12 protein-coding genes are annotated in these 16,884 nt (G+C 37.5%); 9 read left to right on the top strand and 3 right to left on the bottom strand.

Going from position 1 to position 16,884, the window contains the following annotated elements; genetic code table 11:
• Positions 1–80: 80 nt before the first annotated feature.
• Positions 81–2,150 (top strand): tetratricopeptide repeat-containing sensor histidine kinase, encoded by a 2,070-nt coding sequence (locus tag J8L85_RS12370; protein WP_211017651.1) that lies wholly within the window; start codon positions 81–83, stop codon positions 2,148–2,150.
• On the opposite strand, the gene bshB1 is transcribed toward J8L85_RS12370, so the two are convergent.
• Positions 2,147–2,863, bottom strand: coding sequence for a bacillithiol biosynthesis deacetylase BshB1 (gene bshB1, locus J8L85_RS12375; protein ID WP_211017654.1), 717 nt, complete (start codon positions 2,861–2,863; stop codon positions 2,147–2,149). The two genes, J8L85_RS12370 and bshB1, sit on opposite strands and share 4 nt — an antisense overlap.
• Before the next feature lie 70 nt (positions 2,864–2,933).
• Positions 2,934–4,103, bottom strand: coding sequence for a PLP-dependent aspartate aminotransferase family protein (locus J8L85_RS12380; protein WP_211017656.1), 1,170 nt, complete (start codon positions 4,101–4,103; stop codon positions 2,934–2,936).
• A gap of 269 nt (positions 4,104–4,372) precedes the next feature.
• Between J8L85_RS12380 and J8L85_RS12385 the strand changes: the two genes are divergently transcribed.
• The gene (locus J8L85_RS12385; RefSeq protein WP_211017659.1) at positions 4,373–5,662 is read left to right on the top strand and encodes a M14 family metallopeptidase; all 1,290 of its coding nucleotides are present in this window, start codon (positions 4,373–4,375) and stop codon (positions 5,660–5,662) included.
• Positions 5,663–5,664: 2 nt separating this feature from the next.
• Here J8L85_RS12385 and ccsA read toward each other — a convergent pair whose 3' ends face one another.
• Positions 5,665–8,847: a cytochrome c biogenesis protein CcsA gene (gene ccsA / locus J8L85_RS12390; RefSeq protein WP_211017661.1), complete on the bottom strand. Its 3,183-nt coding sequence runs from the start codon at positions 8,845–8,847 to the stop codon at positions 5,665–5,667.
• A 137-nt stretch (positions 8,848–8,984) separates the two neighbouring features.
• On the opposite strand from ccsA, the gene J8L85_RS12395 reads away from it, so the two are divergent.
• The 7 genes from J8L85_RS12395 to J8L85_RS12425 all read left to right on the top strand — a co-directional run bounded on the left by J8L85_RS12395 (position 8,985) and on the right by J8L85_RS12425 (position 16,862).
• Positions 8,985–9,746, top strand: coding sequence for a DUF2520 domain-containing protein (locus J8L85_RS12395; RefSeq protein ID WP_211017663.1), 762 nt, complete (start codon positions 8,985–8,987; stop codon positions 9,744–9,746).
• Positions 9,730–10,257, top strand: coding sequence for an HAD-IIIA family hydrolase (locus J8L85_RS12400; protein WP_211017665.1), 528 nt, complete (start codon positions 9,730–9,732; stop codon positions 10,255–10,257). Before J8L85_RS12395 ends, J8L85_RS12400 begins: the two co-directional genes overlap by 17 nt.
• A 2-nt stretch (positions 10,258–10,259) precedes the next feature.
• On the top strand, positions 10,260–10,847 hold the full coding sequence (locus J8L85_RS12405) for a Maf-like protein (RefSeq protein ID WP_211017667.1): 588 nt from the start codon (positions 10,260–10,262) through the stop codon (positions 10,845–10,847).
• A gap of 36 nt (positions 10,848–10,883) precedes the next feature.
• Positions 10,884–11,837 carry a septum formation inhibitor Maf gene (locus J8L85_RS12410; RefSeq protein ID WP_211017669.1) on the top strand — a complete coding sequence of 318 codons (954 nt, stop codon included), beginning with the start codon at positions 10,884–10,886 and terminating at the stop codon, positions 11,835–11,837.
• A 3-nt stretch (positions 11,838–11,840) separates the two neighbouring features.
• The gene (locus J8L85_RS12415; RefSeq protein WP_211017671.1) at positions 11,841–12,407 is read left to right on the top strand and encodes a mechanosensitive ion channel domain-containing protein; all 567 of its coding nucleotides are present in this window, start codon (positions 11,841–11,843) and stop codon (positions 12,405–12,407) included.
• A 78-nt stretch (positions 12,408–12,485) separates the two neighbouring features.
• Positions 12,486–15,017, top strand: a complete 2,532-nt coding sequence (locus tag J8L85_RS12420) for a PIG-L family deacetylase (RefSeq protein WP_211018286.1) — start codon at positions 12,486–12,488, stop codon at positions 15,015–15,017.
• A gap of 111 nt (positions 15,018–15,128) precedes the next feature.
• Positions 15,129–16,862, top strand: coding sequence for a sodium:solute symporter (locus J8L85_RS12425; protein ID WP_211017674.1), 1,734 nt, complete (start codon positions 15,129–15,131; stop codon positions 16,860–16,862).
• Positions 16,863–16,884: the final 22 nt, after the last annotated feature.

Genomic DNA, 16,884 nt, shown 5'->3' on the forward strand with positions numbered 1-16,884 from the left:
TCACAACAATAATTACCAATAAAGACACCTTCATATTATTTTCACGTCTTAATTTGATATACGGCAAGGTGTCCCTAAAAATGATTTTATCCTATAATGTACATGTGGCGAGGCTCTTGTATGTTTTATTATTTCTTCTTTTATGTAACTTTTCGTTTGCTCAACTTTCTGTTAGAGATTCATTAAAACAGGAAATAGTACAATTAAGAAAGGAAAAAAAGTCTTCTCAAGACACTACTTATATCAACTTACTTCTAGAACTAGCTTTAGAGCAGCGTTTTTACAAATCGGACAGTTTAAGAATATTGTCGAAAGAGGCACTAAAACTCAGTAACGAACTAAATTATAACATCGGAAAAGCAAAATCTTTTGTTGGATTAGGGACATATAATTCTGACCAAGGAAAGTATGACAAAGCCATTGACAATTATAAGGAAGCATTAAATATTGCGATACAATTAGAAGATAAAGATCTACACTTAAAGGCACTTAATTATATTGCAGGAGTACATGAATACAAGGGTGATTTTGACCTTGCCTTAAGAGATTATCTTAAAGCCATCGAAATAGGTGAGTCTACGGACAACAAAAAAATGCTTTCTGTTGTAAACGAGAACATTGCCAATTTATATCTATCTCAAAAAGATTATAAACAAGCAATGCTGTTTTATGATAAAGTTAAAGACATTAACGAAAGTATCGGTGACCCTATAATTATGGCAGAAACCATGAGTAATATGGCCTCTGCCTATGCAGATATGGGGAAATTAGATCATGCCATGTTCAATGTTAACAGTGCCATTAAAATATTTGAAGACCATAAAATTCTAGATTGGTTGGCGTATGCCTATGATATAAAGGGCAAAACATACCTAAAGCAACAAAAAAACAAATGGGCCATATATTGGTATAGACAAAGCGAACTGTTACATAAGGTATTAGAGGACGAAAGGTCTGAAATTTCTATGCTGTACGGTATCGCAAAAGCCAATCTAAATTTAAAAAAGGACAGTATAAGTGAAGCCTATGCAAAGAAAGCTTATCGAATATCAAAAAAAATAGAGGACTTGACCGGTATTCAAGAAGGTTCAAAAATCTTGTATGAAATAAACAAGAACAAAGAAGATTATAAAACCGCCCTAAATTACCATGAAATTTATGAAACGGTAACAAAAGATATTATAGGCAAAGAGAACAAAAAAGGGTTGACCATGCTCAAGACCAAAATTGAGTATGAACAACAAAAAGAACAGTTGATCTTGGCAAACGAAAAGGCACTTGCAAAACAGAAGACCTATGTTTACCTAGCACTTATTGCCCTTATCATATTTCTGGGAATAACACTTTTGGTCAGAAAAAATGCCAGGGTACAGAAAACCCTGAACAAAGAACTCATATCGAAACAAGAAGATCTAGAAAAAAAGGAGGAGAATTTACAGGAAATAAACAACACCAAAAACAAACTTTTTTCTATTATTGGTCACGACTTACGTGGGCCTATCGGAGCTTTTCAAGCTCTCATAAAACTATTTAAGGAGGGTGAAATGCCCAAAGAAGAGTTTTTAAACCTTGTTCCGAAACTTAAATCGGATATTGACCATATAGCGTTTACCCTAAACAACTTACTTTCTTGGGGTCAAACTCAAATGAACGGTTCGGTCACCAAACCGGGAACAACTTCTTTGGAAACCATCGTTCAAGAAAATATTTCATTGTTATCGGAAATTGCCAATAACAAATCAATAAAAATAATTAATAGAACAGAAGCCAATACCTTAATATGGTGCGATAGTAACCAATTGGATATTATAGTTAGAAACCTGATAAGCAATGCCTTGAAATTTACCCCGGAAAACGGTGTAGTAACCATTGGAGCTACAGAAAAAACAAAACATTGGGAAATTTATGTGCGTGACAATGGCATTGGAATGAACAAGGAAACCCTCGGAAAAATATTTAACAAAACGGGTACGCATAGTACCACCTATGGCACCAATGATGAAAAAGGAACTGGCCTAGGCCTTTCTTTATGTAAAGAAATGGTCGAGAACAACAAAGGTCTTATATGGGTAGACAGTGCCCTACATAGAGGATCAAGTTTCTACTTTAAATTACCGAAAGCCCAAAATCCGTATAAGAAAACGGCCTAAACGAGATCATCTAGAGAATTGACTGCTATATACCTTTCTACAGTAAACCCTTCGGCATAATCCGTTCCTACCAACCTACCCAGGTCCTTTGCCCTGTATCTTACACTTTCTATAAAAGTTTTACTAGTGATCGGTGTTTCTGGTTCTTTGCTATCTGGATCATGAAACTGAGAACCATAGGCCAAAATAGATTCTATTTTAACATCTATAAAATCACTGATGTCCACTACAAAATCTGGTTCTATATTTTTCCATTGAATATAATGATAAACCAATTTTGGCCGCCACTTCTCTTGGCTACTTCCGTCCAATTCCGTTTTAATTTTAAGAAGTCCGCTTAAAAAACACGCATCACTCACCAGTTTACTGCCCTTGCCATGATCTATGTGGCGATCATCAATGGCATTACACAGCACAATCTCGGGCCGATACTTTCGTATCATTTTAATCACTTCTAGTTGATGAGCTTCATCATTTGTAAAAAAACCATCCCTAAAACATAGATTCTCCCTTATCTCAAGTCCTAGAATTTCTTTTGAGACAGCGGCTTCTTTGTCTCTAATCTCGGCAGATCCCCGAGTACCCAGTTCTCCCCTGGTCAAATCCACCACTCCAACTTTTTTACCATTCGAAATTTCTTTGGCGATGGTTCCTCCTGCACCTAATTCCGCATCATCTGGATGTGCGCCAAAAACAAGTATGTCTAATTTCATTAATATATAATCATTAAAATATTATGTATGGTCGTTACCATTAAAAAACCTTACTATAAATTAGAGCGGTTTATGAAACTTTTTCCTTCTTTTTTACAGCGTTGATGGCATATTCTATATCATCGATTAAATCTTCGAGTTCCTCAATTCCAACAGAAAAACGAATTAAACCATCTGTAATACCTTGTTTTGCACGTACTTCTGGACTCATAAGAGCGTGAGATGTCTGAGCAGGAGACAAAACCGTACTTTCTACACCGGCTAAACTCATAGAAGGCTTGATCAATCGCAGTTTTTTTTGAAACTCCGAAGCATCCAGATAGGATTTTAGTTCAAAAGACAGCATTCCACCAAATCCTTTCATTTGCCTTTTGGCAAGTTCATGATCTTTATGCGAAGGCAATCCAGGATAATAAACTGCATCTATATCTTGGTGCGAAACCAAAAATTGCGCCATTTTAAGAGCATTTTCATTCTGCGCCTTTACCCTGATCCCCATAGTCTTAATACTTCTCTCTAACAACCAAACCGTATAATCGCTTAGGCTACCTCCGAAATTTTTTGCCAAATGAAAAATACGATTCATATTTTCTTTACTGGAAGCTACCGCCCCGGCACAAATATCAGAATGGCCTCCCATATATTTTGTGGCACTATGAATCACGATATCGATACCAAAATCTATCGGGTTCTGATTTACGGGGCTAGCAAAGGTATTATCGATCATTGAGACCAAACCATGTTTTTTTGCGATCGTGGCCACTCCTTCAATATCTGTTATGGTCAATAAAGGATTAGAAGGTGTTTCTATATAGATAACTTTTGTGTTCTCTTTGATTTTTGATTCAAAATCCTGTGGGGCCCATCCATCTGTAAAAGAATATTCAATACCATATTTGGAAAACTCCTCTACCACTAAATTATAGGTACCACCATACAAAGTTTGTTGTAATACGATGTGGTCACCGGCATTTAAAAAAGCGAACAACGAAGTACTTACGGCCGCCATACCACTACCAAAAATCAGCGCCGATTCGGCATTTTCTAGAGCTGCGATCTTCTTACATAGCCCTTCTTGGTTTGGGGTATTAAAATACCGCGGATACCTTTTAACATCAACATCATCAAACGCATAAGAAGTACTCATATATAAAGGGGAAACCGCACCTTTATGAACTTTGTCCTCTAATTCTCCTACGTGCGTACAAACCGTATTCAATCCTTTTCTTTTTGCACTCATAACCCTATTTATTTTAAGTTTTAAAGGTACAAAATTGATTTAGACTTCTTTTTTTACCCTAAATGTTTTCTTACCGGAAGATCATTGCAAAGCATATGTTATTTTATAAAAAGGGTTATTCACATTCAATGTCCATCACAAAAAATAAAATACACTACATTAAATATTACAGGAACAACATGATACATTTAATTGATTATTCCCATAATTAATTTTGACTCACCTAAAAAAATTATAATTTAAGAACCTCTAAACCAAAATAATCTTACATGCGTTATCTGTATCTATCTCTATTTGTTGTTGGCATACTATTTTCTTCTTGCAAAAATTCTGAAAAAGCAATCGCTAAAAAGACCAGTACGGGTTATCAAGGTCAAGGGGCAAGCCCCGTAGTACCTACGGTAGATAAACCGGTACAAAAACAATGGAAAGGGATATGGTCATTTGATAAAAAAACATTTTTTACCAATGATTTTGACGGAGCGAGATTAAACGGGGTGGCAGACGATGGCAATGACCACTACACTATTTGGATCACTGCCGAAAACACCCCTATTAACGTGAGTCCTTGGTATTCTTTTAAAGTTTGGACAGAACAACCTCGGGAAATCACCATAAAATTGACTTACCAAAATTCTAGAAGTAGGTATTACCCAAAAATCAGCACAGATGGTAAAAATTTTAAACCATTGGATAGCCTTGCTTTTAAAATAATTAACCCAGGAGAGGGTGAATTCGGCATAAAAGCGGCACCGGAATTTGCAGAAATTACCGTGGCTGCCGGTAAAGAGCCTATTTGGATATCGGCCCAAGAACTATATACATCAAAACGTGTACAGGAATGGGTAGATTCTCTTTCGGCAAAACCTTTCATAACCAATTATGAGATTGGCAGATCACATGAGAACAGGCCAATGCAATTAATGGAAATCAAAGAAAACAAGTCGACCAAAAAAGCTTTGATGATTATTTCTAGACAGCACCCGCCAGAAGTAACGGGTTTTTTGGCAATGAAATCATTTATAGAAACCATTTCTGGAGATAGCGAACAGGCTAAAAGGTTCAGAAACAACTATGACATCTTTGTAGTGCCCTTGATGAATCCGGATGGAGTGGACAATGGTCACTGGCGTCATAATATGGGCGGTATAGATCTTAACCGGGATTGGCAAAACTTTAACCAACCCGAAACAAGAAGTGTTAAGGATTTCTTGAACAAAAAGAGTGGTGAAGGCTATGAGTTCGTCTTCGGCGCCGATTTTCACTCTACCTGGGACGATATTTATTACCCTATAGATAGTACCGTTACCGGAGAAAAAGGCCAGATTGTTTTTGATTGGATAGAAAGCATCTCTAACCGTTTACCACAAAAAAGAACAAACGTAAAACCTTCAAAGAAGACCGTTCCAACCATGGTTTCAAGAAATTACTTTTATATGAACCACGACATGCCCGCCATTGTTTTTGAATTAGGAGACAATACTCCAAGAGCATTTTTAAAACAAAAAGGACAAGTAGCTGCCGAGGAAATTATGAGATTACTCTTAGAGAAAGACTAATTTTATTTCGAAAAATTTACTTTGTAGCGCCAATAGCTCAATGCCCCAAGTAAAAATACCCCGGCGACCGTATACCATATAAATACAGGGGTAATCACCTGTGAACCACTGGCATAACTATGCAAGCCTACTAGATAAAAGTTGACTCCGAAATAGGTCATCATAATACTACCAAAGGCAACAACACTTAAAAAGTTGAAGGTCCATTTTCCCCTAAGGCCAGGTACCAAGCGGGTGTGTATAACAAAGGCATATACCATTATCGAAATTAAGGCCCATGTTTCTTTAGGGTCCCATCCCCAATAACGTCCCCAACTTTCGTTGGCCCATTGACCGCCTAAAAAGTTTCCTATCGTTAGCATAATAAGACCTACGTTCAATGAAAGTTCGTTAATGATAGTCAGCTCTTTTATATTCAACTCCATCTTCTTTTTATTCTTCTTGGTGGTCATCAACATAAATAATAACGAGACTACCCCCAAGATCATTCCTACTGTCAGAGGTCCATAACTACCAACAATTACCGCTACATGTATCATTAACCAGTAACTATCCAAAACAGGTTGTAGATTGGCAATAGAAGGATCTACCCAACTTTGGTGGGCTATCCATAATAACATAGATGTTACAAATGTCGATGCCGCTATGGTCATATCACTTTTTCTACCTAACAAAAGTCCCATTCCCATTGTAGCCCAAGACACGTATAGTATACTTTCATAAGCGTCACTCCACGGGGCATGACCAGAAATATACCATCTAAGTACAAGACCGGCAGTATGCCATAAAAAGAACAAAATAACCACCCCTTTAAAGAAATACACCCCTACCCTCCATATTTCGCGGTCTTTAAAAATCTGAAAGATCAGGGTGAGAAAGAACAGAATTCCTACTACGGCATAAAATTTATAGAGCCTATTAAAGATGTCCAGTTTATTATAAATTACTTCGGTATTCACCTTTTTATCGGGTGGCAATACCTCGCTGCCGTGGTTATGCTGATTTTGCTTAAAGGCATCCAATAGTTTGTCCGCCTCCGAATAATCACCGGTTTGTTTTGCCTTACCAAGGGTCATTAGATAATACGGCATGGCATTTTTTACAAAATTGGCATACAGTGAATCTTGGATCTGATATTGCCCTCCCCTAAATTCTACGGCAGATATCCATTTGTTATTTTCATCGTTGAGCAAAGGGAATATTTTCACAATATCTTGCCCCAATGCCTGATTTAACAAGCTTAAACGGATGTTGGCATCCTTAAAATCTTGTTGAAATTTATTGGGATTGTTCGTTGCTGTAGCCTCTCTAAGAAATGGCTCTAATTTATAGTTCCCCTTGCTATCAAAAAAATCGGTGGCCTTTACATATTTTTGTCCAGAAGGCACACCAATAATTTTACGTATACTATCATTTTGGGCTTTCTTGTCCAAGGCGATAAACGGCGTATTGTACCATACCGCAGGATTCATCATCATAGATAGAAATACCTGGTCAGAATTATAGCCCATGTACGTACTCTTTTGACTAAGCTTTCGTAACAACTCTGATGAAAAGGTGTTAATAGGCTTCATTCTACCCCCTTCATCCTGTATAATAAGCTTCCCAAATTTATCGGCATGCTCTTTGGATACCATAGAGGATTCTATAATTGAATCTATCTGAAATTTTGTAGGAACCATGCTATGGTCATGTCCATCATCAGCCGTATACTCCTGGGCGTTCATTGAAAAAGTCATCCCTATCAATAATACGATAGTGGTTATGACCTTGTTCTTTTTTTCTTTCATCTTTTCTAAAGATTCCGCTAAATCCTTAAATCTTGTCTTACCATAAAACATAATACCCATGAGCCCTATATATAATAAGAAATAACCAATATATGTGATCCATGTACCCCAAAAGTCGTGGTTTACAGAAAGTCTTGTGCCTTTCTCATCGGGGTCAAAACTAGCTTGAAAAAACCTATAACCCTTATGGTCCAGCACATGGTTCATATAAATATCGTAGTCAAAAGGACGTTCGTCCATTACCGTAATTTTACTCATAAAAGAAGCATAGGCATTCTCAGTTCCGGGATGTTTTTCCGCAATAAAATCGTTCAGTTTTATAGCAAACGGAAGCTCATGAACCTTAGATCCATAACGAAGGGCAAAATTTAATCCCCCTACCGAAATCTTATCCGTAAAATTGGTTCCCCCCTTTCCTCCCAACACTTTGATCTCTTTGGTTTCACCGTTACTGGTAACCTTCATTACCAAGGCATCCAAATCGATCTCTGATTTTTCAGATTTCGGTATTTCTACCACACCATAACTACCTTGTACCAAAGAATCGGGAATTACGAACTGCATATTCGCCGTATTATAAAGAGATCTTAGCTGTAAAGGCTGTAGGCTGTCTTTTACCAGCAAACCTTGAAATTGGTCTGCCATTCTCATAAAATTACCATCAAAAGGAGATGTGATCTTATAATCAGAACCCTTGGCGTAAATGTTTATGGCCCCTTGAGTTTCTTTGTTCAATGCAAAAAGAACCCCATGTATACTGGCCACTTTTCCGTTCTCTAAAAAATGTTCGTGGCGTTGACCGTCCCCTGCTTCCACTATTTTTAAATATGTATTCCCATTCGGATCAGGAATAAGGCCTTCTTTGGCCCCTTCTATAAAATCGACATAAGAAACAGTAAACGGTTGACCGTTAAAATCACCTTTCCACGGCAGATTAGACTTCATACCCTCGGGCGTTACGATCAAGTCGTCCTCTAAGGTCTTTCTTCGTGGTTCCCCATCAATTTCACCCTCTACATGTACCGTTAAATAAGTTTTATCCGAATAAAAAACATTTTCAGTAGCACCTTCCCTTATGGGCATCATTCCTTCAAAACTGATATAACGTGTTACAAAAGCCCCGATAATGATCAATATCCACGATAAATGCAAGATCAGCACAGCCCATTTTTCTTTTCTCCACAATCGGTATCTAGAAATATTGCCCAGAAAATTGATTACAAAAAATACCATAATAACCTCGAACCATGTGGTATTATAAATATAGATACGTGCAGTTTCGGTACTATACCAACTTTCTATAAATGTACCGAAGGCCAAGGCCACCGCAAATACAATAAACAGAATGGACATTAAACGGGTGGAGAAGAATATTTTCTTGAGCATTTCTGTCATAACCGGAACCAATTGATTTCAGCACGCAAAAATACGGCCTTTTACACTTTCTAAGAAGTAGTTTTAAGCATAAACCTTCTTCAATTATGTTAATTTTGACATAACATATTCGCTTTAATTCTTTGTATTTTCGCAAAATGATTTCCGTAGTTATCTTAGGTACCGGTAATGTAGCACAAAACTTATTTGAAGCTATGTTTCCCAACAAGCAAATAGACATTGTTGGGGTTATTGGTAGAAACAATACATCTCTAGATTTTTTTAAGGACAGAGCCACTGTTTCCACAAACTGGACAGACCTTCCATTGGCAGATATTTATATTATGGCCATAAAAGATGACGCCATACCTTTAGTTTCTGATAAATTGAATGTTAATGGCCTACTGGTACACACCTCGGGGAGTGTTCCATTGACAGCTTTATCCAAACACCATGATATTGGTGTTTTTTATCCGTTACAGACCTTTACTTCCGGAAAAAAAGTCGACTACAAAAAAATACCGTTATGCTTGGAGGCAAAACAAACAGACAGCTTAGAACTGTTACAAAAACTAGCGGGATATATTAGTGATACTGTTCAAATAATAGATTCCGAAAAACGAAAAGCCATTCATGTAGCGGCCGTCTTCGTAAACAATTTTACCAATCATTTATACCATATCGGAAACGAAATATGTAACGAGCATCGAATAGACTTTTCAATACTGATGCCATTAATAAAGGAAACCGCCGAAAAGTTAGAGGTGCTGCCCCCAAAAGAGGCACAAACCGGACCGGCAAGAAGGGGTGACCAGAAAACCCTGCACAATCATTTGAGACTGTTAAAGGTTGGGCAACATAGAGAAATTTACAAACTAATGAGCAATTCAATAAAAGCCACTTATGGAGAAGAGCTATAAAGAATATTTAAAAGGAATTACCACTTTTATTTTTGATGTTGACGGAGTACTTACAGATGGTAACGTACTAGTGACAACAGACGGGGAAATGCTTAGAAAAATGAGCATAAAAGATGGCTACGCCTTAAAAGTGGCCGTCAATAAAGGGTATAATATCTGCATTATAACGGGAGGCACCAATGAAGGCGTTAAAAAACGTTTGCAAGGTCTTGGCATTACCGATTTTTATATGGGAACACATCATAAGTTAGATGCCTTGGACGAGTACCTGGACATCTATAATATAGATCCAAACCATGTGCTGTATATGGGCGATGACATACCCGATATTCCTCCGATGAAAGTGGTGGGCCTAGCAACTTGTCCGCAAAATGCCGTACCAGAGGTAAAGGCCAATTGCAAATATGTTTCCCATAAGAACGGAGGAAAGGGATGTGCCCGTGATGTAATAGAACAAGTGTTAAAAGTACGCGGAGATTGGATGGACAATTACAGTGCGGCAAACGACTAACTATGTGGACCGAAAAATTAAAACATCATAAAATAATCTTGGCCTCAGGATCCCCAAGAAGAAAACAGTTCTTTAAAGAAATGGGGTTAGATTTTGAAATTCGCCTAAAACCTGTGAACGAGGTATACCCACAGGAATTAAAAGCAGGTGAAATTTCAGATTATCTGGCAAAGTTAAAGGCGGCCGCTTTTAACGGATGCCTAAAGCCTAGAGAAATTTTGATTACTTCCGATACCGTAGTATGGCATAACAACACCTCTTTGGCCAAGGCATCCTCAAAAGAAGAAGCCTACGATATGCTACGAAAGCTTTCGGGCGATTGGCACGAGGTAATTACATCGGTTTGTTTTACGACAAACGAAAAACAGTCGGTAAAAAATAGTACAACCAAAGTGAAGTTCAAGAAACTCACCAACGAAGAAATAAATTACTATATAGATACGTACGCCCCTTTTGACAAAGCTGGGGCCTATGGCATTCAAGAGTGGATCGGTCTTATTGGCATAGAAAAAATACAAGGCTCATATACCAATGTTGTCGGCTTACCGACCCAAATGGTGTATGAAACTTTAATAAATATGACCCAATAAAAGTTTTTTGTTTAACTTAAAGAAAAAGAAACGATTATGTTTAAAAAGTGGTTGACATTTGAGCTTTTGGTTGTTTTATGTGCCATTGTATCTACGTGTGTAACATCTTGTAAAGACAGTACGAATGCAGATATAGATTCTAGTTCGTCAGCGGATAAAGAGATTAAGGCCCCCAATACCAAAAAGCCACTTACGAACGAGTTTAAAAAATATTGGTATGCGGGCAATGCCGAGATTACTTCATATGAATTAGAACAGGTAAGATATGGTGAAGTACGAGATGGAAAAGCGGTCTTGATCTATGTCACCGAACCTTTTCTAAAAGAAAAGCAAGTAAAGGCAGATGCGCAAAACCCGGACAACATTCCGGTGCTCAAGTTAAATACCACTAAAAAATATTTGACCGGAATCTACCCCTACTCCATTATGACCAGTACATTCTACCCGGTACATAACAACCAACATGCGCTTAAGGTTTCTTTTTCTGCCCAAGAATGGTGTGGGCATGTATATGCGCAACTAAACAATAAAGATAAGTTTGAAATTAGGTCACATTCTTATTTTGAATCGGAAGCGGATCAAAGCCTAAATTTGGACAAGACCGTTTTAGAGAACGAAATATGGAACATGATCAGAATAAACCCCGATGATCTACCAAAGGGAGATCTAGAAATTATACCTTCATTAGAATATGTTCGGCTAAGCCATAAAGAACTAAAGGCCTACAAGGCAAAAGCTACCTTGACCACCGAAAGCAATATCAATAGTTATGAAATAACCTACCCTGAACTGGAAAGAACCTTGACCATTCATTTCTCGGCCGACTTCCCTTACACCATAGAAGGTTGGTCCGACTCCTTTAAAGGTGGTTATGGGCCCAACGCTCAAATTTTAACCTCAAAGGCAAAAAAAATCAAAAGCATTAAAACTCCTTATTGGCAACAAAACCACAACAAGGATATATATTTACGAGATAGTTTAGGTTTATAATTTATGGAAGAATTTATTACAGGCCACAAAAGCCAACTGTTATCCAGCCTTGTATTATTCGTCTTAGTCATCATCTTAAAAATCGTTTTTTCCTCTCTGGTAAGAAAAGTGGGTAAAATAAGTGATTTCAACCCTGTAAGAACCAATTTGATCATTAAGTATATCAATGTGGGTGTTTTCATATTATCGTTTGTTGCACTCACCTTAATATGGGGAGTAAATTATAAAGACCTAGGCCTGTTACTTTCATCTGTTTTTGCCGTAATCGGTGTCGCTTTATTTGCGCAATGGTCCATTTTAAGTAATATTACGGCCGGGGTAGTCATATTTTTTTCTTTCCCTTTCAAAATTGGAAATACCATACGTATTCTTGATAAAGAGCTATCCGATTCTGAAAATCCGGAAAATGAAATTTTTGTAATCGAGGATATTAGAGCGTTCCATTTACACTTAAGAAGAGGTAACGGAGAAATTTTAACCTATCCCAATAATCTTGTGCTACAAAAAGGAATTATTTTAATTTCGACCTATAAGGACGAACCTGCTCTTAAGGATGTAGAAGAAGCTTAGTTGTTAAAGAAGTTGTAAAAAAAGTGAATCTAGGGTATTAATCTTGTTATATTTGAAATCAGACCAAAAACCAACATGATGCGCCATATTCTGGTATGTTTTATATGTGGCTTCTACTTTGTAAGTACGCTTACGGCCCAAGTACCAAAGACCACGTCTCCTTCCGATATTTACCACTCGATCCAAAAATTGAATTTTTTGGGAACGGCACTATATATTGCCGCTCACCCAGATGATGAAAACACGAGGCTGATCTCCTATTTATCTAACAGTTTACATGCACGTACAGGCTACCTTTCGTTGACTAGGGGCGATGGCGGACAAAATTTAATAGGTCCTGAATTAAGGGAGTTATTAGGAGTTTTAAGAACTCAAGAATTATTGGCGGCCAGGCGTGTAGATGGTGGCGAACAAATGTTTTCAAGAGCTAATGACTTTGGTTATTCGAAAACCCCTAAAGAAACATTAAAAATTTGGGACAAAGAGCTTATTCTAAGTGATGTGGTGTCTGCCATAAGAAAGTTTAAGCCCGATATTATTATCAATCGTTTTGATCACAGAACTCCCGGTACCACACATGGCCACCACACAGCTTCAGCCATGTTAAGCGTAGAGGCATTTGACTTGGCAAACGACCCCAATGCTTATAGCGATCAGTTAGGACGTACCGATCTATGGCAACCAAGACGTTTGTTTTTCAACACTTCGTGGTGGTTTTATGGAAGTCAGGAAAAATTTAAGAAAGCGGACAAATCTAAACTGTTGAATGTTGATATTGGCACATATTATCCCATGTTGGGCATGTCCAACAATGAAATCGCCGCAATTGCCAGCAGTCAGCATTTATGTCAAGGATTTGGCAGATTAAGAACCAGAGGTTCTGAGCAAGAATATCTAGAACTACTAAAAGGAGACCTGCCACAGGAGAAAAGTGACCCTTTCGAGGGTATTAACACCACTTGGTCAAGAATTGAAGGTGGTGACGAAATAGGCAAAATATTAAATAAAGTAGAAGCGGAATTCAACTTTAAAGACCCATCCGTACATCTATCCGATTTGGTAAGGGCCTATGCCCTACTTCAAAAAGTTACGGACACCCATTGGAAAAGAATAAAATCCGAAGAACTAAAATCTATAATCGAAGCTGTAGCCGGACTTCACCTAGAAGCTTTTACGAATCAACCATTTTCCAACGCCAGTGAAACAATAGAATTTAATATCGAGGCACTGAACAGAAGTAACAAAGAGATTGTTCTAGAATCGGTACTTATAAACGGCCAACCTAAAATTACTGAACCTAAGACACTTAAAAACAACGTAAGCATAAAAAACAAAATATCAATAGAGATACCATCGACTACCAAATATACCAGTCCTTATTGGTTAATGGAGACCGGTACTTTAGGCACCTATACCGTAAAAGACCCGAACCTTATTGGTAAATCCGAAACACCGAGGGCCTTTAAGGTTACTTTTGACCTAATGTACGATGGTATTAAAATTCCGATAACCAAAAATGTAGTTTATAAATATGCCAAGCCCGATAAAGGTGAAATATACCAACCTTTTGAAATAGTTCCTGAGGCCACCTCACACCTTAAGGACAAGGTTATAATTTTCGCGGACGATTCACCTAAATTAATTCCGATAACCATAAAGGCCCATAAGAACAAGGTATCAGGTTCTATACGGCTTAATGTTGGCGACAAATGGAAAATAGATTCGAATATTCAACAATTTAATATCGAGAAAAAGGGAGATGAACAAACATTCTATTTTAACCTAACACCTCCAGGATCGGAAGATGAAAGTAAAATTTCCTCTATTCTGACCATAAACGGGAAAAAGATTACCAAAGACTTGGTTACGATCGCGTATGACCATGTGCCTACACAAACTATTTTAATGCCTGCAGAAACCAAGGTGGTAAGATTGAACATTCGTAAATCTGGTCAAAACATTGGCTATATAATGGGTGCCGGAGATGAAGTACCTACAAGTTTAGAACAGATAGGGTATACAGTGCACTCTATCGACCCCTCTGAAATTTCATTAAATTCACTACAAAAATACGACGCCGTGGTTTTAGGAATCAGGGCATATAATGTGGTAAACGAACTATCTTTTAAACAAAAATATATTTTAGAATATGTAAAAGAAGGTGGTACGGTAATTGTGCAATATAATACGGCCGGTAGATGGGCAGATCAATTTGATAATATTGCTCCTTATGAACTTAAGGTTTCCAGAGATCGCGTGACCGATGAAAATTCAGAGGTGAAAATTATAGCGAAAGATAATGATTTAGTAAATTATCCAAATAAAATAACCAACAAGGATTTTGAAGGATGGGTACAGGAAAGAGGACTTTATTTTCCAGATAAATGGAGTAAGGAATTTACGCCAATTTTGGAGATGAAAGATGAAGGAGAACCCGCTACAAAAGGAAGTTTACTTATAGCACCGTACGGAAAAGGGAATTATATTTATACGGGGCTAAGCTTTTTTAGAGAACTGCCCGCCGGTGTACCGGGTGCATACAAGCTGTTTTCCAACATGCTGTCCGTTGGTAAGAATAAATTAGAAAATAAAGAAAAGGTTAAAGGATGAGTCGGGAAAAAGATGAAAATAAAAGCTGGAAAAAAGAATATACCTTAGTTCTGATACTGAATTTTATTTACATCCTCTTTTTTTACTATATAATGATATCATTTACATAATATGGGTACTTTAGACTGGACTATTCTTTGTGGTACACTGCTTTTTATTGTGTCTTATGGCGTTTGGAAAACAAAAGGAAGTACCAATGTCAATGATTATGTAAGGGGAGGTAATGAAGCAAAATGGTGGACCATAGGCCTTTCGGTCATGGCTACGCAAGCTAGTGCCATTACCTTTTTATCTACTCCCGGACAAGCCTTTCACGATGGTATTGGATTTGTTCAGTTCTATTTTGGCCTACCATTGGCCATGATTATTATTTGTCTGGTGTTTGTACCAATGTATCATAGGATGAAAGTGTACACAGCCTATGAATTTCTAGAAAGTAGATTTGATTTAAAAACCCGTTCTTTAGCGGCCATATTGTTTTTAATGCAAAGAGGGCTTGCTGCCGGAATCACCATTTTTGCCCCCTCTATTATTTTATCGGCGGTTTTAGGATGGGACCTTGGCACCTTAAATATTATTATTGGTACCCTAGTAATTATCTATACCGTTTCGGGTGGTACAAAAGCGGTAAGTGTTACCCAAAAACAACAGATGTTCATTATAATGACAGGAATGTTCGTTGCATTCTTTTTCATTCTGGGTTACCTCCCCTCGGATATCACTTTTTCAAAAGCTCTTAAAATAGCGGGGGCCAGTAATAAATTGAATATTTTGGATTTTGACCTGAATACAAAAAGTAGGTATACTTTCTGGAGCGGAATAACAGGAGGTTTGTTCTTGGCCTTGGCCTATTTTGGAACGGACCAAAGTCAGGTGCAACGTTATTTGTCAGGTAAATCTATTCGAGAAAGTCAATTAGGGCTCGTATTTAATGCCATTTTTAAGATACCGATGCAATTTTTTATCCTATTGGTCGGGGTCATGGTCTTTGTATTCTATCAATACAATCCTTCTCCCCTCAATTTCAACCCTGCAGCCACACAGGCGATTATGGATTCGCCCTATGCAGATGATTATAAACTATTGCAAGAAGGGCAAGTAGCTTTGGAGGCAGAGAAACGTATTGCCCAAAATCAGTTTTCCGCCGCATTGGATATTAAAGAATACACCGCCGTACAAGAGGCCAAGCAACAAATAATCAGAATTAACCAAAAAGACAGCACTAATAGAATAGCTGCAAAATCATTGATCTCGCAGGCCGATAGCTCTGTTGAGACCAATGATAAAGATTATGTCTTTATCCATTTTATTCTTAATAATTTACCAAAAGGACTCATTGGACTATTATTGGCTGTAATACTATCTGCCGCTATGTCTTCTACCGCCTCAGAACTAAATGCCTTGGGTACCATTACCGCTTTGGATCTATACAAGCGAAATAAAAAGGGGGTTTTTACAGAAAAGCATTATGTTAAAGCCTCAAAATTTTTCACTTTTATCTGGGGTATCATAGCTATCTTAATAGCGTGTATCGCTAATTTATTCGACAATCTAATTCAGTTGGTCAACATTATCGGAAGTATTTTCTACGGCAATGTACTAGGTATTTTTCTACTGGCTTTTTTCTTCAAGTTCGTAAAGGGAAATGCCGTATTTTTTGCAGCGGTCATTACTCAGATCATTATTTGTATTATATACTACAACCTAATACATATATATCCGTCCGGAGAAGAAAAGCTAGGTTACCTCTGGTTGAACTTTATTGGTGCGGCCCTTGTTATTTGCACTGCAATAATCTTCGAAGCGTTCGATAGAATGTTAAACAAACCACTTAGCACAAATTAATTTACATATAATTTTCCTTTAT

It is taken from the genome of Maribacter sp. MMG018, assembly GCF_018100785.1.
Taxonomy (GTDB): Bacteria; Bacteroidota; Bacteroidia; order Flavobacteriales; family Flavobacteriaceae; genus Maribacter.

What these genes read in the sequence shown, in the direction of transcription:
- J8L85_RS12370 (WP_211017651.1), top strand. Translation starts at nt 81, where the DNA reads ATGATTTTATCCTATAATGTACATGTGGCGAGGCTCTTGTATGTTTTA.
- bshB1 (WP_211017654.1), bottom strand. Translation starts at nt 2,863, where the DNA reads ATGAAATTAGACATACTTGTTTTTGGCGCACATCCAGATGATGCGGAA.
- J8L85_RS12380 (WP_211017656.1), bottom strand. Translation starts at nt 4,103, where the DNA reads ATGAGTGCAAAAAGAAAAGGATTGAATACGGTTTGTACGCACGTAGGA.
- J8L85_RS12385 (WP_211017659.1), top strand. Translation starts at nt 4,373, where the DNA reads ATGCGTTATCTGTATCTATCTCTATTTGTTGTTGGCATACTATTTTCT.
- ccsA (WP_211017661.1), bottom strand. Translation starts at nt 8,847, where the DNA reads ATGACAGAAATGCTCAAGAAAATATTCTTCTCCACCCGTTTAATGTCC.
- J8L85_RS12395 (WP_211017663.1), top strand. Translation starts at nt 8,985, where the DNA reads ATGATTTCCGTAGTTATCTTAGGTACCGGTAATGTAGCACAAAACTTA.
- J8L85_RS12400 (WP_211017665.1), top strand. Translation starts at nt 9,730, where the DNA reads ATGGAGAAGAGCTATAAAGAATATTTAAAAGGAATTACCACTTTTATT.
- J8L85_RS12405 (WP_211017667.1), top strand. Translation starts at nt 10,260, where the DNA reads ATGTGGACCGAAAAATTAAAACATCATAAAATAATCTTGGCCTCAGGA.
- J8L85_RS12410 (WP_211017669.1), top strand. Translation starts at nt 10,884, where the DNA reads ATGTTTAAAAAGTGGTTGACATTTGAGCTTTTGGTTGTTTTATGTGCC.
- J8L85_RS12415 (WP_211017671.1), top strand. Translation starts at nt 11,841, where the DNA reads ATGGAAGAATTTATTACAGGCCACAAAAGCCAACTGTTATCCAGCCTT.
- J8L85_RS12420 (WP_211018286.1), top strand. Translation starts at nt 12,486, where the DNA reads ATGCGCCATATTCTGGTATGTTTTATATGTGGCTTCTACTTTGTAAGT.
- J8L85_RS12425 (WP_211017674.1), top strand. Translation starts at nt 15,129, where the DNA reads ATGGGTACTTTAGACTGGACTATTCTTTGTGGTACACTGCTTTTTATT.